Annotated in this window: 26 protein-coding genes; 14 read left to right on the top strand and 12 right to left on the bottom strand. The window is 51.5% G+C overall.

What is annotated here, in order from left to right:
- Window positions 1-22 precede the first annotated feature (22 nt).
- Window positions 23-1,141: an anion transporter gene (locus AACS80_RS00670; RefSeq protein ID WP_130205147.1), complete on the bottom strand. Its 1,119-nt coding sequence runs from the start codon at window positions 1,139-1,141 to the stop codon at window positions 23-25.
- The gene (gene mntR, locus AACS80_RS00665) at window positions 1,138-1,605 is read right to left on the bottom strand and encodes a manganese-binding transcriptional regulator MntR (protein ID WP_130259766.1); all 468 of its coding nucleotides are present in this window, start codon (window positions 1,603-1,605) and stop codon (window positions 1,138-1,140) included. Before mntR ends, AACS80_RS00670 begins: the two co-directional genes overlap by 4 nt.
- A gap of 185 nt (window positions 1,606-1,790) precedes the next feature.
- On the opposite strand from mntR, the gene mntS reads away from it, so the two are divergent.
- Window positions 1,791-1,919 (top strand): manganase accumulation protein MntS, encoded by a 129-nt coding sequence (gene mntS / locus AACS80_RS00660; protein WP_001001761.1) that lies wholly within the window; start codon window positions 1,791-1,793, stop codon window positions 1,917-1,919.
- A 268-nt stretch (window positions 1,920-2,187) separates the two neighbouring features.
- A complete protein-coding gene (opgE, locus tag AACS80_RS00655; RefSeq protein WP_131162152.1) occupies window positions 2,188-3,771 on the top strand; it encodes a phosphoethanolamine transferase in 1,584 nt (527 codons plus the stop codon).
- Between the two features lie 49 nt (window positions 3,772-3,820).
- On the opposite strand, the gene ompX is transcribed toward opgE, so the two are convergent.
- Together ompX and AACS80_RS00645 are read right to left on the bottom strand one after the other, a co-directional pair.
- A complete protein-coding gene (ompX, locus tag AACS80_RS00650) occupies window positions 3,821-4,336 on the bottom strand; it encodes an outer membrane protein OmpX (protein WP_105289445.1) in 516 nt (171 codons plus the stop codon).
- Window positions 4,337-4,388: 52 nt separating this feature from the next.
- Window positions 4,389-4,454: a protein YliM gene (locus tag AACS80_RS00645; protein ID WP_120795379.1), complete on the bottom strand. Its 66-nt coding sequence runs from the start codon at window positions 4,452-4,454 to the stop codon at window positions 4,389-4,391.
- A 233-nt stretch (window positions 4,455-4,687) separates the two neighbouring features.
- Between AACS80_RS00645 and rhtA the strand changes: the two genes are divergently transcribed.
- The 6 genes from rhtA (at window position 4,688) to ybiO (ending at window position 11,499) form a co-directional block, all read left to right on the top strand.
- On the top strand, window positions 4,688-5,575 hold the full coding sequence (gene rhtA, locus AACS80_RS00640) for a threonine/homoserine exporter RhtA (protein WP_130205141.1): 888 nt from the start codon (window positions 4,688-4,690) through the stop codon (window positions 5,573-5,575).
- Between the two features lie 298 nt (window positions 5,576-5,873).
- Complete coding sequence (dps, locus tag AACS80_RS00635; RefSeq protein WP_064530112.1) at window positions 5,874-6,377, top strand: DNA starvation/stationary phase protection protein Dps; 504 nt, start codon at window positions 5,874-5,876, stop codon at window positions 6,375-6,377.
- 403 nt (window positions 6,378-6,780) lie between these two features.
- Entirely contained in the window at window positions 6,781-7,527 is a 747-nt protein-coding gene (gene glnH, locus AACS80_RS00630) for a glutamine ABC transporter substrate-binding protein GlnH (RefSeq protein WP_130205139.1), read from the top strand.
- A 107-nt stretch (window positions 7,528-7,634) separates the two neighbouring features.
- Window positions 7,635-8,294, top strand: a complete 660-nt coding sequence (glnP, locus tag AACS80_RS00625) for a glutamine ABC transporter permease GlnP (protein WP_061090926.1) — start codon at window positions 7,635-7,637, stop codon at window positions 8,292-8,294.
- Window positions 8,291-9,013, top strand: coding sequence for a glutamine ABC transporter ATP-binding protein GlnQ (gene glnQ, locus AACS80_RS00620; RefSeq protein WP_000569080.1), 723 nt, complete (start codon window positions 8,291-8,293; stop codon window positions 9,011-9,013). Before glnP ends, glnQ begins: the two co-directional genes overlap by 4 nt.
- A gap of 260 nt (window positions 9,014-9,273) precedes the next feature.
- Complete coding sequence (ybiO, locus tag AACS80_RS00615; RefSeq protein ID WP_135406247.1) at window positions 9,274-11,499, top strand: mechanosensitive channel protein; 2,226 nt, start codon at window positions 9,274-9,276, stop codon at window positions 11,497-11,499.
- Here the strand turns inward: ybiO and rlmF are convergent.
- On the bottom strand, window positions 11,496-12,422 hold the full coding sequence (rlmF, locus tag AACS80_RS00610; protein ID WP_167850462.1) for a 23S rRNA (adenine(1618)-N(6))-methyltransferase RlmF: 927 nt from the start codon (window positions 12,420-12,422) through the stop codon (window positions 11,496-11,498). The two genes, ybiO and rlmF, sit on opposite strands and share 4 nt — an antisense overlap.
- A gap of 275 nt (window positions 12,423-12,697) precedes the next feature.
- Here rlmF and mcbA point away from each other — a divergent pair, with 275 nt between their 5' ends.
- The 5 genes from mcbA (at window position 12,698) to ybiJ (ending at window position 17,090) form a co-directional block, all read left to right on the top strand.
- Window positions 12,698-12,958 carry a DUF1471 family periplasmic protein McbA gene (gene mcbA, locus AACS80_RS00605; RefSeq protein WP_135491056.1) on the top strand — a complete coding sequence of 87 codons (261 nt, stop codon included), beginning with the start codon at window positions 12,698-12,700 and terminating at the stop codon, window positions 12,956-12,958.
- A 264-nt stretch (window positions 12,959-13,222) separates the two neighbouring features.
- Window positions 13,223-15,505 carry a catecholate siderophore receptor Fiu gene (locus AACS80_RS00600; protein WP_138183610.1) on the top strand — a complete coding sequence of 761 codons (2,283 nt, stop codon included), beginning with the start codon at window positions 13,223-13,225 and terminating at the stop codon, window positions 15,503-15,505.
- A gap of 42 nt (window positions 15,506-15,547) precedes the next feature.
- Window positions 15,548-16,225 carry a PKHD-type hydroxylase YbiX gene (ybiX, locus tag AACS80_RS00595; protein ID WP_135409739.1) on the top strand — a complete coding sequence of 226 codons (678 nt, stop codon included), beginning with the start codon at window positions 15,548-15,550 and terminating at the stop codon, window positions 16,223-16,225.
- A gap of 73 nt (window positions 16,226-16,298) precedes the next feature.
- Window positions 16,299-16,565, top strand: coding sequence for a C4-type zinc finger protein YbiI (gene ybiI, locus AACS80_RS00590; protein WP_130259772.1), 267 nt, complete (start codon window positions 16,299-16,301; stop codon window positions 16,563-16,565).
- Window positions 16,566-16,829: 264 nt separating this feature from the next.
- On the top strand, window positions 16,830-17,090 hold the full coding sequence (gene ybiJ, locus AACS80_RS00585) for a DUF1471 family protein YbiJ (RefSeq protein WP_130259773.1): 261 nt from the start codon (window positions 16,830-16,832) through the stop codon (window positions 17,088-17,090).
- 13 nt (window positions 17,091-17,103) lie between these two features.
- Here the strand turns inward: ybiJ and ybiE are convergent, their stop codons facing one another.
- The 7 genes from ybiE to rhlE form a co-directional block, all read right to left on the bottom strand.
- On the bottom strand, window positions 17,104-17,163 hold the full coding sequence (ybiE, locus tag AACS80_RS00580; protein WP_211180490.1) for a protein YbiE: 60 nt from the start codon (window positions 17,161-17,163) through the stop codon (window positions 17,104-17,106).
- A gap of 66 nt (window positions 17,164-17,229) precedes the next feature.
- Complete coding sequence (gene hcxB / locus AACS80_RS00575) at window positions 17,230-18,315, bottom strand: hydroxycarboxylate dehydrogenase HcXB (protein WP_135409738.1); 1,086 nt, start codon at window positions 18,313-18,315, stop codon at window positions 17,230-17,232.
- A 140-nt stretch (window positions 18,316-18,455) separates the two neighbouring features.
- A complete protein-coding gene (gene ybiB, locus AACS80_RS00570; protein WP_135409737.1) occupies window positions 18,456-19,418 on the bottom strand; it encodes a DNA-binding protein YbiB in 963 nt (320 codons plus the stop codon).
- Between the two features lie 27 nt (window positions 19,419-19,445).
- Entirely contained in the window at window positions 19,446-21,596 is a 2,151-nt protein-coding gene (gene dinG, locus AACS80_RS00565) for an ATP-dependent DNA helicase DinG (protein WP_135409736.1), read from the bottom strand.
- 170 nt (window positions 21,597-21,766) lie between these two features.
- Window positions 21,767-22,048, bottom strand: coding sequence for a type II toxin-antitoxin system RelE/ParE family toxin (locus AACS80_RS00560; RefSeq protein ID WP_130259777.1), 282 nt, complete (start codon window positions 22,046-22,048; stop codon window positions 21,767-21,769).
- Complete coding sequence (locus tag AACS80_RS00555; protein WP_135409735.1) at window positions 22,048-22,488, bottom strand: antitoxin PaaA2 family protein; 441 nt, start codon at window positions 22,486-22,488, stop codon at window positions 22,048-22,050. The genes AACS80_RS00560 and AACS80_RS00555 overlap by 1 nt, the downstream gene beginning before the upstream one ends.
- A 156-nt stretch (window positions 22,489-22,644) precedes the next feature.
- Window positions 22,645-24,009 carry an ATP-dependent RNA helicase RhlE gene (gene rhlE, locus AACS80_RS00550; RefSeq protein ID WP_130214883.1) on the bottom strand — a complete coding sequence of 455 codons (1,365 nt, stop codon included), beginning with the start codon at window positions 24,007-24,009 and terminating at the stop codon, window positions 22,645-22,647.
- Between the two features lie 228 nt (window positions 24,010-24,237).
- Between rhlE and cecR the strand changes: the two genes are divergently transcribed.
- Complete coding sequence (cecR, locus tag AACS80_RS00545; RefSeq protein ID WP_135409734.1) at window positions 24,238-24,909, top strand: DNA-binding transcriptional regulator CecR; 672 nt, start codon at window positions 24,238-24,240, stop codon at window positions 24,907-24,909.

Genomic DNA, 24,909 nt, shown 5'->3' with positions numbered 1-24,909 from the left:
CGCCTTTTTAATTTGTCAGACCTTACCCCGCCGGGATCATAACCAACAAAACATATCCCACCAGCGCCGCCCACAACAGCATCGGTATTGAATAGAGATGGAAACGCCACCAGATACGGCGATCGTTCGCCATACGTAGTGCAATCAAATTTGCCAGCGATCCGGGTAATAAACCAAAGCCACCTACGTTTACCGCCCATGCCAGTAGTAAAGACGGAGGCACATAATTGAGCAGCAAAATCGTGCCCGGCACGTTACTGATTACCTGCGATAAACCAATCGCCGTCAGCCATAATCCAGGTTCAGATAAATGACTCACGTTGCTCAACACGCCCTGTAATACCGGAAGTTGGGTCAGTAAATGGACGTCGATAAACATCGCCATAAACACCAGCAGCAACGTCCAGTCCACGCTCAGCACCACGCGACGCGCCAGAAGCGCAAAGCCCGCCGCCACAATCACCAGCCCCCACAGCTCTTGTTTCAACTCCAGCGCCATAAGGAAGACGATATACAGCCCCAGACAACTCCACACCAGCCGAGGCTTCCACTCCGGCATCTGCGAACCAGTATGGTATTGCAGCGCCTTTCCAGGGAAACAACACCAACACAGCAGCAGTAGTGTCAGCATCATCGCACCAGCCAGCGGGGCCATTTGGGCAATAAAACCGACAAACGAAAGATCAGAGCGTCCCCAGATTAGGATATTTTGCGGATTGCCAATCGGCGTCAGCAACGATCCGGCATTCACCGCCAACGCCTCGAAAATAATCAGCCGATTAACCGGGATCTCACACAGTCTTTTTAGCGTGATGGTCAGCGGAACCACAATAAACAGCGCGACGTCGTTGGTCAGAAACGTAGAAAGCAGCGCCGCTGCCAGCACCATAAACATCGCCAGTCGACGCTCAGTAGCAAAACGGCGCACCATTTTGCGCCCAAGCACATCAAAATAGCCGCTTAACTCGACGCCTTTGGTCAGCAGCATCAGGCCACTTAAGGTAATGATGGTGTGCCAGTCAATAGCGCCAGGCCAGGACTTAGGTGTGAAAGGAACGAAAAAACTTAATCCGATGCCAACAAGAATTAATAACTGAAAAAAGCGATCGCCTTGCAGCGAGCGTAAAAAAGGCAGGCTCATTTAGCACCGTGTTTCTGGGTAAACAAACGAAAGGCGTCCAGCGTCTCCTCACTGACATGGTGCTCCATGCCTTCCGCGTCGCGACGGGCGATTTCCGGGCTAACGCCCAACACCAACAAGAAATTTTCGACGACCTGATGACGCTCGCGACTTTCCTGCGCCAGCTTCTCTCCTTCTGCCGTTAAAAACACGCCACGCCAGGGGATCATTTCAATCAATCCCATTGTTGCCAGTCGCTTAAGCATTTTAGCCACCGTAGGTTGAGAGACTCCCAGACGGGCGGCCATATCAACCTGGCGCGCTTCTCCCACCTCCATCATCAGGTCAGAAATCAGCTCAACGTAATCGTCGATAAGTTCACGGCGATGTGCCTCTCTGACCTGGCGGAATCCTTCAACGTGCTCTTCCACGTTCACTAACTGCGTCACTTTTTTTGCTGTTGGCGTACCTGCGCGACGACTCATTGTGCTTCCTCATTATGGTGACACATACATAGCGTTCTCATTTCGTGCGCACATTGTAAACCAGAGTTGCGAAGGTACAAAAAATTAACGTTTTAGCAATAGCTATATAATATAGCCTGTGCTATATCTGTATGTAATGCAATCATCCCTCATGGAACGACGGGATTAGCAAGTCAGGAGGTCTTATGAATGAGTTCAAGAGGTGTATGCGCGTGTTTAGTCACTCTCCCTTTAAAGTACGGTTAATGCTGCTCTCGATGTTGTGCGATATGGTCAACAACAAACCGCAGCAAGATAAACCTTCCGATAAATAGCGGCGTCGCGGTACGCCGCTTTACTCCTGCTTTATTGCAGGCATAGATTGTTCTGGATTGCCCCCCCACTTTTTATCGGATTTGCTATTCTCTTCGCAAAAGATTTGTTCCTCAGTAGTTGACCTGAACGGCAGCTCGCTCTATCTTCTTGCAGCCCTGCGTATATTGCGGCTCGCAGATGCGGACCCTTCCCCCTCTTCACGCACTCTTGCAGGTATTGACCCTTGACGCCAGGGTAAGCACATGGCGTTTGTTACGATAGTGGCATATGAACTTAACCCTTAAAGAATCGCTTGTTTCCCGTAGCCGGGTTTTTAGCCCGTGGACTGCGTTCTACTTTTTACAGTCGCTATTGATTAACCTTGGTTTAGGTTATCCCTTTAGTTTTCTCTACACCGCCGCTTTTACTGCCATTTTGCTTTTGCTATGGCGGATGTTGCCGCGCGTGCAAAAAACCTTAATAGGCGTCTGTTCGCTGGTGGCGGCCTGTTATTTCCCTTTTGCTCAGGCGTATGGTGCGCCTAACTTCAATACATTGCTGGCGCTGCATTCCACCAATATGGAAGAGTCGACCGAAATTCTTACGATCTTCCCGTGGTATAGCTATCTGGTCGGCTTATTTATTTTTGCGCTCGGCGTGATTGCGATCAGGCGGAAAAAAGAGGATGAAAAAGCACGCTGGAATAAATTCGACAGCCTGTGTCTGGTATTCAGTGTGGCGACATTTTTTGTCGCTCCGGTTCAAAATCTCGCCTGGGGCGGTGTATTTAAACTCAAAGACACCGGTTATCCGGTATTTCGTTTTGCCAGGGATGTCATCGTCAACAATAATGAGGTGATTGAAGAGCAAGAACGGATGGCGAAACTTTCCGGGATGAAAGATACCTGGACAGTCACTGCGGTTAAACCCAAATATCATACTTATGTGGTGGTCATTGGCGAAAGCGCACGTCGCGATGCCCTCGGTGCCTTTGGCGGTCACTGGAACAATACCCCGTTTGCCAGCAGCGTTAACGGCCTGATTTTTTCTGATTATATTGCTGCCAGTGGCTCCACGCAGAAATCTCTCGGATTAACGCTTAACCGCGTAGTCGATGGCAAGCCACAGTTTCAGGATAACTTTGTGACCCTGGCCAACCGAGCAGGATTCCAGACCTGGTGGTTTTCTAATCAGGGGCAAATAGGCGAATACGATACAGCTATCGCCAGCATCGCTAAACGTGCAGATGAAGTGCAATTCCTGAAAAACGGTAATTTTGAAGCAGATAAAAACGCTAAAGACGAAGAACTACTGACAATGACCGCTCAGGTATTGGCGGAAGAACACTCGCAGCCGCAACTGATTGTTTTGCATCTGATGGGCTCACATCCTCAGGCCTGTGACCGGACACAAGGCAAATACGAAACCTTTGTACAATCGAAAGAAACATCGTGCTATCTCTACACCATGACGCAAACTGACGATTTACTGCGCAAACTGTACGACCAGTTACGCAACAGCGGCAGCAGTTTCTCCATGGTTTATTTTTCAGACCACGGTTTAGCCTTTAAAGAACGCGGAAAAGAAGTTCAATACCTGGCCCACGATGATAAATATCAGCAGAATTTCCAGGTGCCTTTTATGGTCATTTCCAGCGACGATAAAGCGCATCGGGTGATTAAAGCCCGCCGTTCAGCCAATGATTTCTTAGGTTTTTTCTCACAGTGGACGGGAATTAAAGCGCAGGAAATCAACATCAACTACCCGTTTATTTCCGAGAAGAAAGCCGGGCCAATCTACATCACCAACTTCCAGTTACAGAAGGTGGACTACAACCATCTCGGAACCGATATTTTCGACCCGAAATCCTAAGATAAAAAAATCCGCCCCGAGGGGCGGATTTTTTATATCACCGAAGTGATTAGAAGCGGTAACCAACACCGGCGATCCAGGTGCCTACGTCAACGCTACGAATACGGCTCTGCTCGTAAGAGAAGTCCAGAGCAACGTTTTCGATCGGGTTGAACTGCAGACCTGCGCCGTAGGAGAAACCGTAGTCGCTGGTGTCGTGTTTATAGGTCGGGTAGTTGGTGTCCTGGAATTTACCGTAGCCCACACCTACAACACCGTAGATGCTCGCCCAGTCGTTGATGCGGTATGCCGGACCAGCAGTGATGCCGTAGTACTGGGTTTTGTTGTAATCGCCTGCACTGTTAGTACGACTTTTTTCAGTGTAAGTGAAAGAACCGATCACACCCAGCGGGCTGTTGTCTTCTTCATAGCGGTATTTCAGGTTGAAACCGCCCATTTTGTTCATTTTGCCCTGAGCGTCGCTCTGAGCGTAACCGCCAGTTACGGTAGAAGTAGCAGCTACGGAAGTACCTGCGGTGAAAGCCAGAACTGCGGCCAGTGCTGAAAGACATGCAATTTTTTTCATAACCACCTCAAATGTGATTCAAATAAGTCCTAAGCTTTAAATATATCAAAAATTAATGGGAAACTCTTCGCGATTTGTGATGTCTAACGGGCCATTTCATGTAACAGAACGTTTCCACATGCCGCTATCCATCTAAATTTACATCATTTTTTCAGTAAACTGCGTAAGTATTACGCATATTTTCACTGTCGTTCATCCAGATTATTCCTAATCACCAAGCTGATGAATCAATCAATCCTGGCGCATTTTAGTCAAAACGGGGAAAAATTTTTCAACAAATGCTCAACCAGTTTTAGTTATATCCAGTACACTCCTCGCTTTACCTGACTATACAAATTTATGGGGGAACGGATGCCAGGGACATTACGTAAAATGCCGGTCTGGTTACCGATATTATTATTGCTCGTTGCCATGGCGTCTATTCAGGGCGGGGCCTCATTAGCAAAGTCGCTTTTTCCACTGGTCGGCGCGCCGGGCGTGACTGCACTGCGTCTGGCGCTGGGAACACTGATTCTTATCGCATTCTTTAAACCGTGGCGACTGCGGTTTGCCAAAGAACAGCGCTTGCCGCTGTTGTTTTACGGCATCTCACTGGGTGGAATGAACTATCTTTTTTATCTTGCTATTCAGACCGTACCGCTTGGGATTGCGGTGGCGCTGGAGTTCACCGGACCACTGGCAGTGGCGCTGTTCTCTTCACGCCGCCCCGTAGACTTTGTTTGGGTTGTGCTGGTGGTACTCGGCCTGTGGTTCCTGCTGCCGCTGGGGCAGGATGTTTCGCATGTCGACCTAACCGGCTGTGCGCTGGCGCTCGGTGCCGGTGCTTGTTGGGCTATCTACATATTAAGTGGGCAACGCGCCGGTGCGGAACACGGCCCGGCGACGGTGGCAATCGGTTCGCTGATTGCGGCGCTTATTTTCGTGCCGATTGGCGCATTCCAGGCCGGAGAGGCGCTCTGGCACTGGTCGGTTGTTCCATTGGGTCTGGCTGTCGCTATCCTCTCTACCGCTCTGCCCTATTCGCTTGAGATGATTGCCCTCACCCGTCTGCCGACCCGGACATTTGGTACGCTAATGAGTATGGAACCTGCGCTGGCTGCCGTTTCCGGAATGATTTTCCTCGGTGAGACATTGGCGCCAATACAACTGCTGGCCCTCGGCGCGATTATTGCCGCCTCAATGGGCTCAACGCTGACAGCGCGCAAAGAGACTAAAATTAAAGAATTAGATATTAATTAAAGCTAGCTTTCTGCATGGTTATGCATAACCATGCAGAATATTACACGACTCTTCATCCCTGCCCTTTTTATATATCTTGTTATCCTAAAACCTATTCTCTCTGAATAGCTCGCGTAAAAAAGAAAATAAGAATTGCCTCCAGCAATATACATAACTATGTGAATTTATATGGTTTTTATTTTTCACGCTTGTTACCGCTATTAGTGTGATAGGGACAGCCAGAATAGCGGAACACCAGGGTGGTGCTATACTTAGTCTCGTTAATTACTGGGACACAACATCAAGAGGATATGAAATTATGAGTACCGCTAAATTAGTTAAAGCAAAAGCGACAAATCTGCTTTATACCCGCAACGATGTCTCTGACAGCGAGAAGAAAGCGACAGTTGAGTTGCTGAATCGCCAGGTTATCCAGTTTATTGATCTCTCTTTGATTACCAAACAAGCGCACTGGAACATGCGCGGCGCTAACTTCATTGCCGTACATGAGATGCTGGATGGTTTCCGTACCGCACTGACCGATCACCTGGATACTATGGCAGAGCGCGCGGTGCAACTAGGCGGCGTTGCCCTTGGTACCACTCAAGTTATTAACAGCAAAACCCCGCTGAAAAGCTACCCCCTGGACATCCACAGCGTTCAGGATCACCTGAAAGAGCTGGCTGACCGTTACGCGATTGTTGCCAACGACGTGCGCAAAGCGATTGGCGAAGCGAAAGATGACGACACCGCAGATATCCTGACCGCCGCTTCCCGCGACCTGGATAAATTCTTGTGGTTTATCGAATCTAATATCGAATAAATCCATCGCAGATGGTGCAAAACTTAAGTAAGCGATAAAGGCGGCTTCCTGACAGGAGGCCGTTTTGCATTGCTGCCCGCCTCTACGCACTTTTTTAGTGCAACTCATCGTCTTTCCCGCCTGTCAAAGTAAAACATTTGTATCAACAACATCACACAATCGTTACATAAAGATTGTTTTTTCATCAGAATTTACGCTAAATAACCTATGTGTTGAGTGCACTATTTTTGCGCACCACTTTGGCGCCCCAATATGGTGCAGACCGGAGATATTGCCCCATAAATTGTGCAACCCGTTTTAACTGCTCCTATAAAAATCAAAGAGTTGTAAAACTGGCACGATTTTTTCATATACGTAAATGTCACGCAGGGGATCGTCCCGTGGATAGAAAAAAGGAAATGCTATGAAGTCTGTATTAAAAGTTTCACTGGCTGCACTGACCCTGGCTTTTGCGGTTTCTTCTCATGCCGCGGATAAAAAACTGGTTGTGGCGACGGATACCGCCTTCGTTCCGTTTGAATTTAAACAGGGCGACAAATACGTTGGTTTTGATGTGGATCTGTGGGCTGCTATCGCCAAAGAACTGAAGCTGGATTACGAACTGAAACCAATGGATTTCAGCGGCATCATCCCAGCACTGCAAACCAAAAACATCGATCTGGCGCTGGCGGGCATTACCATTACCGACGAGCGTAAAAAAGCGATCGATTTCTCTGACGGCTACTACAAAAGCGGCCTGTTAGTGATGGTGAAAGCCAACAATAACGATGTGAAAAGCGTGAAAGATCTCGACGGTAAAGTGGTTGCTGTGAAAAGCGGCACCGGCTCCGTTGATTACGCAAAAGCGAACATCAAAACCAAAGATCTGCGTCAGTTCCCGAACATCGATAACGCCTATATGGAACTGGGTACCAACCGCGCAGACGCCGTCCTGCACGACACACCAAACATTCTGTACTTCATCAAAACCGCCGGGAACGGTCAGTTCAAAGCGGTAGGTGACTCTCTGGAAGCACAACAATACGGTATTGCGTTCCCGAAAGGTAGCGACGAGCTGCGTGACAAAATCAACGGCGCGTTGAAAACCCTGCGCGAGAACGGCACATACAACGAAATCTACAAAAAATGGTTCGGTACTGAACCGAAATAATGATTGCCTTTAATTTATGGCCCGGTGGCCTTTTGCATACCGGGCCAGCGTTTCTCCCCGCCAACCTTCTGGCTCGGGTATTTACACCACGGTAACAGGAACAACATATGCAGTTTGACTGGAGTGCCATCTGGCCTGCCATTCCGCTTCTGATTGAAGGCGCCAAAATGACCCTGTGGATTTCGGTCCTCGGTCTGGCTGGCGGCCTGGTTATCGGACTGGCGGCAGGTTTTGCACGCACCTTCGGTGGTTGGATAGCCAACCACGTCGCGCTGGTCTTTATTGAAGTGATCCGCGGCACACCTATCGTCGTCCAGGTGATGTTTATCTACTTCGCCCTGCCGATGGCGTTTAACGACTTACGCATCGACCCGTTTACTGCGGCGGTGGTCACCATCATGATCAACTCCGGCGCGTACATTGCAGAAATCACGCGTGGTGCGGTGCTGTCAATCCACAAAGGTTTTCGTGAAGCAGGACTGGCGCTCGGCCTTTCACGTTGGGAAACCATTCGCTACGTGATTTTACCGCTGGCACTGCGCCGCATGCTGCCGCCGCTGGGTAACCAGTGGATCATCAGCATTAAAGATACATCGCTGTTTATTGTTATCGGCGTGGCGGAACTGACCCGTCAGGGGCAAGAAATTATTGCCGGTAACTTCCGCGCCCTTGAAATCTGGAGCGCCGTGGCGGTGTTCTATCTGATTATTACCCTGGTGCTGAGCTTTATTCTGCGTCGTCTGGAAAGAAGGATGAAAATCCTGTGATTGAATTTAAAAACGTCTCCAAGCACTTTGGCCCAACCCAGGTGCTGCACAATATCGATTTGAATATTGCCCAGGGCGAAGTCGTGGTGATTATCGGGCCGTCCGGTTCCGGTAAATCGACCCTCCTGCGCTGCATCAACAAACTGGAAGAAATCACCTCCGGCGATCTGATTGTCGATGGCCTGAAGGTTAACGATCCGAAAGTTGACGAGCGCCTGATTCGCCAGGAAGCGGGTATGGTGTTCCAGCAGTTTTACCTTTTCCCGCATCTGACGGCGCTGGAAAACGTCATGTTTGGCCCGCTACGCGTGCGTGGCGCGAACAAAGAAGAGGCGGAAAAACTGGCACGTGAACTGCTGGCGAAAGTCGGTCTGGCAGAACGTGCACATCACTACCCTTCCGAACTTTCTGGTGGTCAGCAGCAGCGTGTAGCGATTGCCCGCGCGCTGGCGGTGAAACCGAAAATGATGCTGTTTGATGAACCGACTTCCGCTCTTGACCCGGAATTGCGCCATGAAGTGCTGAAGGTTATGCAGGATCTGGCTGAAGAAGGGATGACGATGGTGATCGTGACCCACGAAATCGGTTTTGCCGAGAAAGTAGCTTCGCGCCTGATCTTTATCGACAAAGGCCGGATTGCGGAAGATGGCGATCCGCAGGTGTTGATCAAAAATCCGCCTAGCCAGCGCTTGCAGGAATTTTTACAGCACGTCTCTTAATAAGACACATTGCCTGATGCGCTACGCTTATCAGGCCTACAGGATATATGGCAACTTATTAAAATTGCATGAACGTGTAGGACGGATAAGGCGTTCACGCCGCATCCGGCAAAAAAGCCCGCACGTTGTCAGCAACCTGCTTAATATCCCTTCCTCCCTTTCACCCGAAAGGGAGGCACACCAGATTCCTCTCATTTAAAATCGCCCCTCCCCCAGCATCTATACTTATCTTTTTGCTCTGTTTTCTCACTGGAGGAGTCATGCGGTGGATCCTGTTCATCCTCTTCTGCCTGCTGGGCGCACCTGCCCACGCGGTATCCATACCCGGCGTTACAACCACAACGACAACGGACTCAACGACTGAATCGGCCCCGGAACCGGATATCGAACAAAAAAAAGCGGCCTATGGCGCACTGGCGGATGTGCTGGATAATGACACCTCGCGTAAAGAGTTGATCGACCAGTTGCGCACCGTCGCCGCGACGCCCCCTGCGGAACCGGTCCCGAAGATCGTGCCGCCAACGCTGGTTGAAGAGCAAACCGTGCTGCAAAAGGTCACCGAAGTCAGCCGCCATTATGGTGAAGCCCTTTCCGCCCGCTTCGGGCAACTTTATCGCAATATCACCGGCTCCCCACATAAGCCGTTTAATCCACAAACCTTCAGCAATGCGCTGACCCATTTTTCAATGTTAGCGGTTTTAGTGTTTGGTTTTTACTGGCTGATTCGCCTGTGCGCACTGCCGCTGTATCGCAAAATGGGCCAGTGGGCGCGGCAAAAAAATCGTGAGCGCAGTAACTGGTTGCAGCTTCCGGCAATGATTATCGGGGCGTTTATTATCGACCTGCTGTTACTGGCTCTGACATTATTTGTCGGTCAGGTTTTAAGCGACAACCTGAATGCGGGCAGTCGCACCATCGCTTTCCAACAAAGTTTGTTTCTCAACGCCTTTGCCCTGATTGAATTTTTCAAAGCCGTACTACGCCTGATTTTTTGCCCAAACGTGGCGGAGCTGCGCCCGTTCACGATTCAGGACGAGAGCGCCCGTTACTGGAGTCGCCGCCTTAGCTGGTTAAGCAGTTTGATAGGCTATGGCCTGATTGTGGCAGTGCCGATTATCTCTAATCAGGTGAATGTACAAATTGGCGCGCTGGCAAACGTGGCAATCATGCTATGCATGACCATCTGGGCGCTGTACCTGATCTTTCGTAATAAAAAAGAGATTACCCAGCATTTGCTCAACTTTGCGGAGCATTCGCTGGCCTTTTTCAGCCTGTTTATCCGCGCCTTTGCGCTGGTCTGGCACTGGCTGGCAAGCGCCTATTTTATCGTGCTGTTTTTCTTTTCGTTGTTCGATCCGGGCAATAGCCTGAAATTTATGATGGGCGCGACGGTGCGCAGCCTGGCGATTATTGGTATCGCAGCGTTTGTTTCCGGTATGTTTTCCCGCTGGCTGGCGAAAACCATCACCCTCTCGCCACATACTCAGCGTAACTATCCGGAGCTGCAAAAACGGCTGAATGGCTGGCTTTCGGCGGCACTGAAAACGGCGCGTATTCTGACAGTCTGCGTGGCGGTAATGTTGCTGTTGAGCGCATGGGGATTGTTCGATTTCTGGAACTGGCTGCAAAACGGTGCGGGGCAAAAAACGGTAGATATCCTGATCCGTATCGCGCTCATTCTTTTCTTCTCAGCGGTTGGCTGGACGGTGCTCGCCAGTTTGATCGAAAACCGACTGGCCTCGGATATCCATGGTCGCCCGCTGCCCAGCGCCCGCACACGTACCCTGCTGACGCTGTTTCGTAACGCGCTGGCAGTGATCATCAGTACCATCACCATCATGATTGTGTTGTCGGAAATCGGCGTCAACATTGCGCCGCTTCTGGCTGGTGCAGGGGCGTTGGGGCTGGCTATCTCTTTCGGTTCGCAAACGCTGGTGAAAGATATTATCACCGGGGTATTTATTCAGTTTGAAAACGGTATGAACACCGGAGATTTAGTCACTATCGGGCCGTTGACGGGTACGGTGGAACGAATGTCGATTCGATCCGTTGGCGTGCGCCAGGATACCGGGGCGTATCACATCATTCCGTGGTCTTCGATTACCACCTTTGCCAACTTTGTCCGTGGCATTGGTTCAGTGGTGGCAAATTACGATGTTGATCGCCATGAAAATACTGATAAAGCCAATCAGGCGCTGAAAGATGCGGTAACGGAACTGATGGAAAACGAAGAAATTCGCGGGCTGGTTATTGGTGAACCGAACTTTGCCGGGATTGTCGGCTTAAGCAATACCGCGTTTACACTGCGTGTGTCGTTCACCACGCTGCCACTCAAACAGTGGACGGTACGCTTTGCCCTCGACAGCCAGGTGAAAAAGCATTTCGACCTGGCGGGTGTTCGCGCGCCAGTGCAGACTTATCAGGTGCTGCCGGCTCCGGGCGCGGCCCCGGCAGAACCGCTGCCACCGGGGGAGCCAACGCTTTAACGCTGGCGATTGACAAAACGGCGACGCTGCTCGTCGTTCATAAAGGTCCAGGCAATAAAGCGACTCTGCTTTTGCCCCTGGGCCATCTCTTTTTTTACCACCTTCACCGCGCCCACGTCCGTCAGTGCACGATACAACGGCGGTAAGTTTTCACCACGAGATACCAGCGAGGTAAACCACATCACTTGCTTCGCGAAGCCTTTGCTCTCTTCAATCATCTTTTTGATAAAGGCGACTTCACCGCCTTCACACCACAGCTCTTGTTGCTGACCACCAAAGTTCAGCGCATCGTCTTTGTTCAGCCCAAGGTTACGGCGTTTACGCTCACTACCTGCCCGTGCCGCAGCGGCGGAATCGTGGAACGGTGGGTTACACAAGGTGGCATCGTATTGCTCATTTTTATGGATAATGCCGTTAAAAATCGCCCCGCTCTCTTTCTGCCGACGCAGACGAATGGCGCGGTTAAGCCCCGGATTAGCACTGATGATCGCCTGCGCACTGCTTAACGCCTGGCTGCTGGTTTCGCTGCCGGTAAAACGCCAGCCATATTCATGTACGCCAATCAGCGGGTAAATACAGTTCGCACCAACGCCGATATCCAGAATGCTGGCATTAGATGGAATTGTTCCGCTTGCTTCTGCCAGTAAATCGGCAAGGTGATGAATATAATCCGCCCGGCCCGGTACTGGCGGGCAGAGAAAACCGTCCGGAATGTCCCAGTTCGCTACGGCGTAAAAATGGGCCAGCAACGCCTTATTGAGCGCCTTCACCGCCAGCGGATTGGCAAAGTCTACGCTTTGCTCCCCGGCGGGTGTAAGCGTGAGGAATTGCTTAAGTTCAGGATTGACCTGACAAAGCGTGGCGAGATCGTAGCGGCTGTGATGACGGTTGCGCGGATGCAACCCCGGTTTCTGGGCGGACATAGCATTCTCCTTTAAGCAGCGGCGTAAGATACCCGCATAACGCGACAGGGTAAATATCTGGCTGCATTTATCATTCCCCAAAACCTTAACATGACTATGGTTTATGGCAATTCACCATAAAAATCAGCATCATGCATGTCATTGATTTGTCTTATTTTGTAAAAATATATCGTTCAAAAAACAAGCACATCTCTGTCAATTTTTTGCGTCATTTGCATCGCACAGGCGACCTACACTTATCAGGCACTACTCGTTGTATTTCTGAGGATGTCATTATGAAAAAGTGCCTCGCACTACTGATTGCCACCGTCCTGAGCGGAATCTCTCTCGCGGCTTATGCCGCGCAGCCTCTGAGTAACCAGGACAGCGGTCAGCTACGGCCCGCCGGTACCGTTTCGGCGACCGGCGCATCAAACCTAAGCGATCTGGAGGATAAACTGGCAGAAAAAGCGCGCGAACAAGGCGCGAAAGGTTATGTCATTAATTCCGCAGGCGGAAATGACCAGATGTTCGGTACTGCAACCATCTACAAATAACCCCACCAACGTAACTGCATTCGCCTCTGGATGCAGTTTTCGTTTGTTTTGTAATCAAAAAACATCAAATATGAACACAATGTAAATAAATGTATTTCTTTTTCGCGCAATGGGTGATAGAAAATCGCGCCAAATGATAATGCTTATCAAAATTATTATCACTTTCACAAATGCTATTACGGGATTAACAGTGGCATCGCATCCGCAGAGATGCTTTCTCGTGACAGTGAAAACTTAAACATATAAGAAAAAGTCACCTGCTAAATGGAAAACAATCGCAATTTCCCTGCCAGACAATTTCATTCGCTCACGTTCTTTGCCGGTCTTTGTATTGGCATCACGCCTGTGGCACAGGCACTCGCCGCCGAAGGGCAAACTAACGCGGATGACACGCTGGTTGTCGAAGCATCAACGCCTTCGCTTTATGCGCCACAACAATCTGCCGATCCGAAATTCTCGCGTCCGGTAGCGGATACGACCCGCACGATGACGGTGATTTCCGAACAGGTGATTAAAGATCAGGGCGCGACTAACCTTACCGACGCACTCAAAAACGTCCCCGGCGTAGGCGCATTTTTTGCTGGTGAGAACGGTAACTCCACCACTGGCGACGCCATTTATATGCGCGGTGCCGATACTTCTAACAGTATTTATATTGATGGCATTCGCGATATCGGCAGCGTCTCGCGCGACACCTTCAATACCGAGCAGGTCGAAGTGATTAAAGGGCCGTCCGGCACCGACTACGGGCGCAGCGCGCCGACGGGCTCGATCAATATGATCAGCAAGCAGCCGCGCAATGATTCCGGCATTGACGCCTCCGCCAGTATTGGCAGCGCCTGGTTCCGCCGCGGCACGCTGGACGTCAATCAGGTGATTGGCGATACCTCCGCGGTGCGTCTGAATGTGATGGGCGAAAAAACGCACGATGCCGGACGCGACAAAGTCAAAAATGAGCGTTACGGCGTCGCCCCTTCTGTCGCTTTTGGCCTTGGCACAGCGAATCGTTTGTATCTTAATTATCTGCATGTCACCCAGCACAACACGCCAGACGGCGGCATTCCGACCATCGGTTTGCCGGGCTATTCCGCCCCATCTGCGGGAACAGCGGCACTGAATCATTCCGGAAAAGTAGATACGCATAACTTTTATGGCACGGATTCCGATTACGACGATTCGACCACCGATACCGCCACCATGCGTTTTGAGCACGACATCAACGATAACACCACCATTCGCAATACGACTCGTTGGTCGCGCGTAAAGCAGAATTACCTGATGACGGCGATTATGGGTGGGGCGTCAAATATTACCCAGCCCACCAGCGATGTGAATACCTGGACCTGGTCGCGCACGGCGAACACGAAAGATGCCAGCAATAAAATCCTCACCAACCAGACTAACCTGACCGCGAAATTCTTCACCGGATCGCTCAGTCATGATGTGAGTACCGGCGTGGAATTTACCCGAGAAACGCAGACCAACTACGGCGTTAATCCGCTGACGTTACCGGCGGTGAATATTTATCATCCTGACAGCAGCATTCATCCCGGCGGCCTGACGCGCAACGGCGCAAACGCCAATGGTCAGACGGATACCTTCGCAATTTATGCCTTCGATACGCTGCAAATCACCCGTGATTTTGAGCTGAACGGCGGGATCCGTCTGGATAATTATCATACTGAATATGACAGTGCCACCGCCTGCGGCGGCAGTGGACGCGGCGCAGTCACCTGCCCTGCTGGCGTGGCAAACGGTTCTCCGGTCACCACCATCGACACTGCCAAGTCGGGCAATCTGGTGAACTGGAAAGCCGGGGCGCTGTATCACCTGACGGAAAACGGCAATGTCTATATTAACTATGCCGTTTCCCAGCAGCCGCCAGGCGGCAACAACTTCGCCCTTGCGCAGTCTGGCAGCGGTAACAGCGCCAGCCGCACCGACTTTAAACCGCAAAAAGCCAACACCAGTGAGATTGGCACCAAATGGCAGGTGCTGGATAAACGCCTGTTGCTTACCGCCGCGCTGTTCCGTACTGATATCGAAAATGAAGTTGAGCAAAATGATGACGGGACTTACTCGCAATACGGTAAGAAACGCGTCGAAGGCTATGAGATATCCGTGGCCGGGAATATCACGCCCGCGTGGCAGGTGATTGGCGGATATACCCAGCAAAAAGCGACCATTAAAAATGGCGCGGACGTGGCTCAGGATGGTTCATCATCACTGCCATATACACCAGAGCACGCCTTTACCTTATGGAGCCAATATCAGGCAACCGATGATATTTCCGTTGGCGCGGGCGCGCGTTACATCGGCAGTATGCATAAAGGTTCAGACGGCGCGGTGGGAACGCCAGCATTTACCGAAGGTTATTGGGTCGCCGATGCCAAACTGGGGTATCAGGTTAATCGCAATCTCGACTTCCAGCTAAACGTCTACAACCTGTTTGATACCGATTACGTCGCCTCGATCAACAAGAGCGGCTACCGTTATCACCCGGGCGAACCAAGAACGTTCCTGCTCACCGCCAATATGCATTTCTGATTCAGATGTGGGGCGCACGGCCCCACTTTTTGGAGAACTTGTATGATGTACCACATTCCTGGCGTGCTATCGCCACAGGACGTCGCCCGGTTTCGCGAACAACTGGAACAAGCCGAATGGGTTGATGGACGCGTCACCACAGGTGCACAAGGCGCACAAGTTAAGAGCAATCAGCAAGTGGACACCCGCAGCGCCCTGTACGCCGCACTGCAAAATGAGGTGCTGAACGCGGTTAACCAACATGCTTTGTTCTTTGCCGCTGCCTTGCCGCGTACCCTTTCCACACCGCTGTTTAATCGCTATCAGAACAATGAAACTTATGGTTTTCATGTGGATGGCGCAGTACGCAGCCATCCACAAAACGGCTGGATGCGCACTGACCTTTCTGCCACGCTGTTTTTGAGCGATCCACAAAGCTACGACGGCGGCGAACTGGTCGTTAATGACACCTTCGGACAACATTGGGTAAAACTCCCGGCTGGCGATCTGGTGTTGTACCCCTCCAGCAGCCTGCACTGCGTGACACCCGTAACCCGCGGCGTGCGAGTGGCATCATTTATGTGGATCCAGTCGATGATCCGCGATGATAAAAAGCGCGCCATGCTGTTTGAACTGGACAACAATATTCAGTCGCTGAAAAGCCGCTATGGCGAAAGTGAAGAGATCCTGTCGCTGCTCAATCTTTATCATAATCTGCTGCGGGAATGGTCGGAGATCTGACGCTTGAACTGCCCGAGTTCGTCCCTATATTAGCTATACTTAACTGTACAAGCATTGATATGGGGGGGACGATATGGCATCCGGTTGGGCTAACGATGACGCCGTCAACGAACAGATCAACAGTACAATTGAAGATGCGATTGCTCGCGCTCGGGATGAAATTCCGCGTGGCGAAAGCCTGTATGAATGTGAAGAGTGTGGCGCCCCCATCCCGCAGGCCCGTCGGGAAGCCATTCCTGGCGTGCGCTTATGCATTCATTGTCAGCAGGAGAAAGATTTACAAAAACCAGCTTATACAGGATATAATCGCAGAGGTTCGAAAGACAGCCAGTTACGTTAACTGCAACTGGCGCGATGCATAGCGAGTATAATTTGTATTTTGCGTGGCATTCCGTGCCTTTAACGCTACCGTGACTGCCACGCGATATAAAACGGGTCCATAAGTACAACAAATAAATGGTTTATCAATATGTTATATATCAATCAATTTATTTGAACAAGGCGGTCAATTCTCTTCGATTTTATCTCTCGAAAAAAAACGTGATACTCATCACATCGACGAAACAACGTCACTTAAACAAAAATCACCTGCGAGAGATTAATTATGAAAACTATCAATACTGTTGTTGCTGCTATGGCTCTTTCAACTCTGTCATTTGGCGTGTTCGCCGCGGAACCGGTAACGGCATCCCAGGCACAGAGCATGAACAAAATCGGCGTAGTTTCTGCCGATGGCGCATCCACCCTCGATGCCCTGGAAGCGAAACTGGCTGAGAAAGCTGCGGCAGCCGGTGCTAGTGGATACAGCATTACTTCCGCCACCAACACTAATAAATTAAGTGGTACCGCGGTAATTTATAAGTAATTCGTAAGCCGGATCAAGCGTTTACGCTACGTCCAGCACAAGTATTTCCCTGTCTGTTTGCCGACAGACGCATATGCTCTAACCCTCATTGATCCTATATTACCCTTGTTTGCCCGTCCGCCACTGGACGGGCTTTTTTTTAGCTGGCTAACTGCTGACAGAAAGACTGCAACGTCTCTTCTGACATACCAACCTGTCGCGCTGCATCACAAATGGCCTGCCAGCTTCCCGCATCCAATGGGATCCCCAACTCCTGCCGTTCGCGACGCGTGTTCACTTCCCACTCACCCGGTAGCAAAATCGGCTTATCTTCATCATGCGGCGAAGCTTTCACCCACTCGGCAAAGGCTTCGGTCTGCGCACTACAATCCGGCGCGCCGAACAGTTCCGGGTTGATGATGATAGTGGTCATGCAGTTAAGAATGGTATCGGGACTGGTTTGTAACGTTTCCTGATGCGTCGTTTTACCGCCGGAAAGCGCCCCGCCAAGAATTTCACACATCGCCGCCAGCGCGTAGCCTTTATGTTCAGCAAAGGTCAACAACGAACCCAACGGCGACTCCTGCATGACCGCCGGATTTGTCGTCGGGACGCCGTTAACATCAATCAGGCAGCCTGGCGGCACGGGAACACCTTTATGCCAGGCGACGCGAGTTTTACCAAATGCGATGGCACTGGTGGCGTAATCAAGCAACAGCGGGAAATTATCTTTACGTGGGAAAATCACACAGAACGGATTGGTGCCAAAGCGGCTGTCGCGGCCGTGGAACGGTGCAACCATTGGAATACCCACCACGTTAACAAAGTGGATAGAGACAAACCCCGCTGCCGCGCACTGTTCCGCCCAATAACCGATTCGGCCGATATGATGCGAGTTATGTAGCGCCACGGCGGCAATGCCGTGCTGACGCGCTTTCTCAATCCCCAGCGCCATCGCTTCGTGTGCCGCTACCTGACCAAATGCGCGATCGCCATCAAGCGTGACCACAGCCCCCGCCTCTTTGATAATTTTGGCGTGATGGTTGATTTGCAAAGAACCCAGCCTCCAGGAATGCACATAGCTTGGGATCATGCCAATACCATGTGAATCATGCCCAGCCAGATTTGCCGCGATTAAATGATCGGCAACTAATTTTGCTTCCTGTTCCTCGCTCTCCATCTGACGAAATACAGTCTGAATAAAATGGTGTAGCGTCTGCGCATCAAAGCGATGACCACTTTCCATGGTTAACTCCTGTTTATGTTATATGCCTGTTGCTTTTTTATGCTGCGCGCCAGACGCGGGAAGGTCAATAAAGATGCAGGAATTTCATATTGCGGTGGGGTAAAGGCCGGATGACATTGCTCATCCGGCGGAGAGAAAAATTAAAATGCCTGATTAACGCGCGCCAGGCCGTCGCTAATGGTTGCCACTTCGCCCGCCGCCAGCAGGCAGCAAGCCATCTGGATTTTTAGTGACTGAGGGATCGGTTCGTTGCCAGCCAGGCAACGTTCAATCCACTGCGCCGTGGTTTCCGGGTCTTTGGCTTGTGGCAGTAGCTCGCTGCCAGCAGTGTCCTGTTTTTCATACAGCACCCGCATCCCTTCACGGTCAATGAGATTGATTTGCGGGCAGCGTTGCGGATTAGCATACACTTCACCTTCAGTACCATGCATTAGTAGCGCTCGTCCGCCAATATCGCTAAAGAACTTCGCGACGCGTCCGATGTATTCCGGATGCGAAACACTGGAAAGACGCAGTGCCTCACCTTCGGCAAATGGCGTCGCCAGTTTCGCCAGGGTATGCGCACTGTTACGCACGCCCATCCGCCAGCGCATCGCCAGTTGTTTTTCCAGCGGCGGGCAAAACGCGCCTACAGGCATAAACACCGGTTGATGTTCGTCGAGCTTCGCCTGCGCCTGCCCGCCGTGCAATGTTGGTGTAATACCCATCAGTTCGAAAATGGTTTCTGTCAGCACGCGAGTTGGATCTTCGCTAACCCCATGAACCACCACAGGAAAACCGAGTTTGTGTAGCAGAATCGCCAACAACGGCGTCAGGTTGGCCTGTTTACGCGCGCCGTTGTAACTGGGGATGACAATCGGCATCGGCTTGCCAGCAGGCGGCGTCAGCTTGATGGTGTGATTTTGCATGGCTTCGTAAAAGCCGAGCATCTCTGCTTCCCCTTCCCCTTTGATACGCAGCGCAATCAATACGCCGCCCAACTCAAGGTCAGGGACTTCACCGTTGAGCATATGGGCATACAGACCGCGCGCAGTATCCCGGTCTAAATCGCGCGCGTGGTTTTTCCCGCGCCCGATCTCTTTAATGATTTTGCGATAGTCCATTTACGACTCCTTACCTGACTCACATCATTAACGCCGCCGACGGCGTGGGGATTTCGCTTTTTCTTTCTTTTTAACTATACCTTCAGGGACTTCCGGTTGCTCAATCGGAAATACCGGTAATGCATCCAGTAGTCGCTTGCCATAGTTTTTGGTCAGCAAGCGTTTATCGTAAATCACCACTTCCCCCCAGCAGCTGTGGCTTCGGATCAAACGCCCGACCTGCTGGATCAGGTTAAACGAGGCGCTCGGCAGGCTTTGCACCTCAAACGGATAGCGGTTGAGGCTTTTCAGCCATTCTCCTTCGGTGATCACCACCGGGCTGTCAATAGGCGGAAAAGCGATTTTGTGGATATGCACCTGGCTGAGAAGATCGCCTTTCAAATCCAGCCCTTCGGCAAAAGACTGTAAACCCACCAGTACGCTGCGCTCACCGTTGGCGACGCGTTTGCGATGCAGTTCAACTAAACGGTAACGCGGCTGATCGCCCTGCACCAGCAACATCAACCGTAAATCCGTCACATAGTCGAGAAACCGCTGCATCGCACGCCCGCTGGCAAACAGTACCAACATACCGAGATGTTTTTTGCTCTCCACCTGCTCACGGAAGAACGCCGCCATTTCAGCAATGTGCAGTTCTTCGTTGTCAATGGAAGGCTCAAAGCGCATCCGGGGAATAACAATTTTGCCCTGTTCGCAGTGGTTGAAGGGAGAATCCAGCGCCACAAAGCGGTCGCCTGCTTTCTCTTTCAGCCCGCTCATCTCCTGTAAACGCGAAAAACTGTTCAGCGAACGCAAGGTCGCGGAGGTGACAATAATGTGCGGAATGCTGCGCCACAGCAGCCTTTCCAGTTGATCGCTAACACGTATTCCCACGCAGTGAAACCAGAGATGCAGCTGCCCTTCGCGCTCTTCCCGCGTCGCCCATTTGGTCACGGGCGCACCGGAAGATTGCGCCAGCGAAGCCAACCGCCAGAGTTTGCTTTGCGCCTCAAACATCCCCAGCGCGCGGTTCATCTGCAAAATCAAACGGTGCAGACGCACAATGTCATGAGTACCAGTTTTCTCGCTTAAATCGTTAAGAAATAACTCCGCCAGACCACGCAGCATCTCGGTGAGTTTTGCCAGCCGCTGGCAGATCTCCAGCACTTCCTCAGGCAGTTCGCCCATCGCAAAACGGTGCTCTGCCTCCTGCCCGGCAGGCATGTAGAGATTGAGAATGTTGTTTAACGAGGCGATAAGCTCATACAACTCTTCACAATGCGCATTCAAACGCTCGGGGATCGCCAGCGGTGGGATCGTCTTCGGGCGAAACTGTTCCATGCAGGTGGCGACCAGTTTGGTGAACAAGTCCAGCTGTAGCCGATACCACGGTGCGGTGATTTCGGCGCTCATCTCCAGCGCATCTCGCGCCACATCCGGCAGGTGATGACCTTCGTCCAGCACCAGCAGCAGATTTTTCGGGTCAGGTAATACGGCTTCGCTTTCCATCGCCGCCATCACCAGCGCATGGTTTGCCACCACCACTTCCGCTTCCTGAATCTCCCGACGGGCAACAAAAAACGGGCATTCGCGATAGTAATAACAGTTGCGGTTAAGGCAACTGGCCTTATCGGTACTCAAACGACGCCAGAGATCGTCATCTATAGCGATATCAGTATGATCGCGCAGACCGTCCCATTTATAAGTGTCGAGATCGCCCTTCAGCTTCGCACAACGTTTTTGCTCTTCCTGATTATTTGGCGTCAGTTCGTCGTCAAGAAACGCCAGCAGATCCTGTTGCGTGGGTTCAGTGCTGGCGAGCGCCGTCAGATTACGCGGGCAAACGTAGCGCCCACGCCCAAAAGCGGCAGTGAATTTAAGATCGGGAATGATTTTTTTCAGCAGCGGTAAATCTTTGCTGTAGATCTGATCCTGCAACGCCACGTTGGCGGTACTCACCACCAGCGTTTTTTGCTCTTCGCGGGCAATGGCGATGCCGGGAATCAAATAGGAGAGCGTTTTCCCAACGCCGGTGGGCGCTTCAATCGCCAGATGCCGCCCTTCTTCTCCGGCCAGCGTTTTGGCGACGTCCGCAATCATCTGCCGCTGCGGCGCACGGGGAATAAAGTCGGGGATCTGTTCCTGAAGCGCCTTATACCAGGCGGCGATTTGCGCTTTAAGCGCGGCGGTTAATGCCATGAGAAAACCTGAAATACTGTATAAACAGCCAATATTGTGGCATTTTTCGGTTTTCAGGGGTAATGGTTTTTCTGTTTCTGGAAAGCGGCTCGCAATAACGTTTACTGGAGGTGAGATTTTCCCACAGCAGAAGAAGCATCATTGCGTAGTAAAAGACAATGCACGCAGGCTTATTGCGCTGGCGGCCATTGCAGGGCGGTATGTAAAACACGCAATACCGAGAGCGTATCGCCCTCCACTTGATAGATAAGCACATAATGCGGCCTGACAACGGCTTCATGTGTACCAGCGACTCGTCCGGCCCGGTACATATCCGGGCGTTCACATGCCTGTTCCGCAATGGCTTCAAATTGATTATCCAGGGCAATTGCCGCTTGCGGATTATCTTTACTGATGTATTCCATGATTTGCTCCCTGTCTGACAGGGACATTGGCTTCCATTCCAGACGCATTAATCCCCCTTCAACAAGGCTTTTTTACGGGCAGCAAATAGACTTCTGGCCTCTTCATGAGAGAGTGCCGGACGTGGGTCGTCAATGGCGGCCTGCACCTGTTCACGAAACCAGGCATCATACGCGGCAGCTTCATGAGCTCGTTTTAATGCCTCTGCCCTGTCAGGTCGGGTCGTTTTCTTCTGACCGTCCGGGTCGTAATTAGAGGCGTCGACCTCAAACCGGGCAATACCAACATCTTTAAGGTAGTTGACAACCGTTTCCAGCCGTTTAAACAAGCGAATTTGCCGACTGCGTTGTGCTGCAAGAGGCCGTTCAATGTGGCCGTATTTCACGGTCAACGACCAGCCTCCCTGGGTGCCAATAACGTGTGCTGCATCCACTACGCCAGATTCAACCAGTTTATGTAAGGTTGAGTGATCGATCGTTTCTGGTGCCATAATGCGCTAACCTTTTTGTATATGTCATGCAATTTATAATTAAAGATAGCGCAATTAATAATAAGTTGCAGCACCTTGATCGTAAATTGCCCAAGATATAATTGCGGTAGAAAGAGACTTGTTGAGAAGATGCCGGGCATAGCCCGGCATAAAAGATTACTGCGCAGCGGCAGGTTTACGCGGACGGCGACGACGTTGTTGCTCACCTGCCGGTTTGGCATCGCCGAGGCGACGAGAGGGTTTTTCTGCAGGTTTCGCGCTTGCAGATTTTGCGCCACCTTCCCCACGGCGAGGTTGCTGTTGACTGCGACCACCGCCCTGCCCACGACCGCCGCCGCCACGTTGCTGGCGACCATTCTGGATTGGTTCCGCTTTGATTGACGGGTCCGGCTCATAGCCCGGAATCGCAATGCGCGGGATCTCTTTTTTCAGCAGTTTTTCGATATCACGCAGCAGTTTGTGTTCATCAACACATACCAGCGACAACGCTTCACCAGTAGCTGCCGCGCGACCGGTACGCCCGATACGGTGGACATAATCTTCCGGTACGTTTGGCAGTTCATAGTTGACGACGTGCGGCAACTCTTCGATATCCAGACCGCGCGCAGCGATGTCAGTTGCCACCAGTACACGAATATCGCCCGATTTAAAATCGGCCAGCGCACGAGTACGCGCACCTTGCGATTTATTACCGTGGATCGCCGCACTACGGATGCCATCTTTATTAAGCTGTTCCGCCAGATGGTTAGCGCCATGTTTGGTACGGGTAAACACCAGCACCTGCTGCCAGTTCCCTTTACCAATCATATGCGACAGCAATTCGCGTTTGCGTTTCTTATCGACAAAGTGAACGTGCTGGGTCACCTGATCAGAAGCGGTATTGCGGCGTGCCACTTCGATTTCCAGCGGGTTGTGTAGCAGCTTTTCTGCCAGCGCTTTAATGTCGTCAGAGAAAGTGGCGGAGAACAGCAGGTTCTGGCGCTTCGCTGGCAGTTTTGTTAACACGCGACGAATATCGTGGATAAAGCCCATGTCGAGCATGCGGTCAGCTTCATCGAGGACGAGGATTTCTATCTGGTCCAGCTTCACCGCATTCTGATGTTCCAGGTCCAGCAAACGCCCCGGTGTTGCCACCAGCACATCAACGCCGCCACGCAGTTTCATCATCTGCGGGTTAATGCTCACACCACCAAACACCACCAGCGAACGAATGTTCAGGTATTTGCTGTAATCACGGACGTTTTCGCCAATCTGCGCCGCCAGTTCACGGGTCGGGGTAAGAATGAGCGCACGAACCGGACGACGCCCTTTGGCGTGCGGCTCGCGGGAAATCAGGTGTTGTAGTAGCGGCAACGTAAAGCCCGCTGTTTTGCCCGTGCCGGTCTGGGCACTGGCCATCAGGTCGCGGCCTTCCAGCACCGCAGGGATCGCCTGCTGCTGAATAGGGGTGGGTTCACGGTAACCTTGCTCGGCAACGGCGCGCAGGATATCAGGGCTTAAACCCAAAGAATCGAAAGACATAACTACTCCGAACCGCCCCGACCGTTACCGGTGTAGTTTTCAGGGAGATACTGAAAAGGAAAATGACAAAAACCACAATGTCATGAGGGAGCGGAGTGTAGCAGTTTTTGTGACGCAGCGCATAAATTATCCCTGTGACTGGCGTTGCTAAAATTCCTGGCCATACTGGACAACGCTAAAAATGAGTCATAATCTTAATCAATCATTTGATTAAGAATGGGCTGTGCTATGAATAGTCCTGCCATGACAACCAAAGGTGAACAGGCGAAAAAACAGCTGATTGCTGCGGCACTGGCACAGTTTGGTGAGTATGGAATGAACGCCACCACCCGCGATATCGCCGCCCAGGCCGGGCAGAATATCGCTGCCATTACCTATTACTTCGGTTCGAAAGAAGATTTGTACCTCGCCTGCGCCCAGTGGATTGCCGATTTTATTGGCGAGCAGTTCCGTCCGCACGCCGAGGAAGCCGAACGCTTGTTCGCACAATCACAGCCGGATCGCGCCGCTATCCGCGAACTGATCCTTCGCGCCTGCAGGAACATGATCCAACTGCTCACCCAGGATGACACCGTCAACCTCAGCAAGTTTATCTCCCGTGAACAGCTCTCTCCCACGGCGGCCTACCATCTGGTGCATGAACAGGTGATTAGCCCGCTACACAGCCACCTGACACGCCTGATTGCCGCCTGGACCGGCTGCGACGCCAACGACACCCGCATGATCCTCCATACCCATGCGCTGATCGGCGAGATTCTGGCGTTTCGTCTCGGCAAAGAAACGATTCTGTTACGTACCGGCTGGACCGCGTTCGATGAAGAAAAGACCGAACTGATTAACCAGACGGTAACCTGTCATATCGACCTGATTTTGCAAGGATTATCGCAAAGGAGTTTGTAG

The sequence above is a fragment of the Escherichia sp. E4385 genome (assembly GCF_963883145.1).
In the GTDB taxonomy this organism is placed as follows: domain Bacteria; phylum Pseudomonadota; class Gammaproteobacteria; order Enterobacterales; family Enterobacteriaceae; genus Escherichia.
This window is presented reverse-complemented; position numbering and strand designations above follow the sequence as displayed.

Bases quoted from the DNA above. Each gene is read 5' to 3' on its own strand.
- AACS80_RS00670 (WP_130205147.1), bottom strand. From the start codon at position 1,141: ATGAGCCTGCCTTTTTTACGCTCGCTGCAAGGCGATCGCTTTTTTCAG.
- mntR (WP_130259766.1), bottom strand. From the start codon at position 1,605: ATGAGTCGTCGCGCAGGTACGCCAACAGCAAAAAAAGTGACGCAGTTA.
- mntS (WP_001001761.1), top strand. From the start codon at position 1,791: ATGAATGAGTTCAAGAGGTGTATGCGCGTGTTTAGTCACTCTCCCTTT.
- opgE (WP_131162152.1), top strand. From the start codon at position 2,188: ATGAACTTAACCCTTAAAGAATCGCTTGTTTCCCGTAGCCGGGTTTTT.
- ompX (WP_105289445.1), bottom strand. From the start codon at position 4,336: ATGAAAAAAATTGCATGTCTTTCAGCACTGGCCGCAGTTCTGGCTTTC.
- rhtA (WP_130205141.1), top strand. From the start codon at position 4,688: ATGCCAGGGACATTACGTAAAATGCCGGTCTGGTTACCGATATTATTA.
- dps (WP_064530112.1), top strand. From the start codon at position 5,874: ATGAGTACCGCTAAATTAGTTAAAGCAAAAGCGACAAATCTGCTTTAT.
- glnH (WP_130205139.1), top strand. From the start codon at position 6,781: ATGAAGTCTGTATTAAAAGTTTCACTGGCTGCACTGACCCTGGCTTTT.
- glnP (WP_061090926.1), top strand. From the start codon at position 7,635: ATGCAGTTTGACTGGAGTGCCATCTGGCCTGCCATTCCGCTTCTGATT.
- ybiO (WP_135406247.1), top strand. From the start codon at position 9,274: ATGCGGTGGATCCTGTTCATCCTCTTCTGCCTGCTGGGCGCACCTGCC.
- rlmF (WP_167850462.1), bottom strand. From the start codon at position 12,422: ATGTCCGCCCAGAAACCGGGGTTGCATCCGCGCAACCGTCATCACAGC.
- mcbA (WP_135491056.1), top strand. From the start codon at position 12,698: ATGAAAAAGTGCCTCGCACTACTGATTGCCACCGTCCTGAGCGGAATC.
- AACS80_RS00600 (WP_138183610.1), top strand. From the start codon at position 13,223: ATGGAAAACAATCGCAATTTCCCTGCCAGACAATTTCATTCGCTCACG.
- ybiX (WP_135409739.1), top strand. From the start codon at position 15,548: ATGATGTACCACATTCCTGGCGTGCTATCGCCACAGGACGTCGCCCGG.
- ybiI (WP_130259772.1), top strand. From the start codon at position 16,299: ATGGCATCCGGTTGGGCTAACGATGACGCCGTCAACGAACAGATCAAC.
- ybiJ (WP_130259773.1), top strand. From the start codon at position 16,830: ATGAAAACTATCAATACTGTTGTTGCTGCTATGGCTCTTTCAACTCTG.
- hcxB (WP_135409738.1), bottom strand. From the start codon at position 18,315: ATGGAAAGTGGTCATCGCTTTGATGCGCAGACGCTACACCATTTTATT.
- ybiB (WP_135409737.1), bottom strand. From the start codon at position 19,418: ATGGACTATCGCAAAATCATTAAAGAGATCGGGCGCGGGAAAAACCAC.
- dinG (WP_135409736.1), bottom strand. From the start codon at position 21,596: ATGGCATTAACCGCCGCGCTTAAAGCGCAAATCGCCGCCTGGTATAAG.
- AACS80_RS00560 (WP_130259777.1), bottom strand. From the start codon at position 22,048: ATGCGTCTGGAATGGAAGCCAATGTCCCTGTCAGACAGGGAGCAAATC.
- AACS80_RS00555 (WP_135409735.1), bottom strand. From the start codon at position 22,488: ATGGCACCAGAAACGATCGATCACTCAACCTTACATAAACTGGTTGAA.
- rhlE (WP_130214883.1), bottom strand. From the start codon at position 24,009: ATGTCTTTCGATTCTTTGGGTTTAAGCCCTGATATCCTGCGCGCCGTT.
- cecR (WP_135409734.1), top strand. From the start codon at position 24,238: ATGAATAGTCCTGCCATGACAACCAAAGGTGAACAGGCGAAAAAACAG.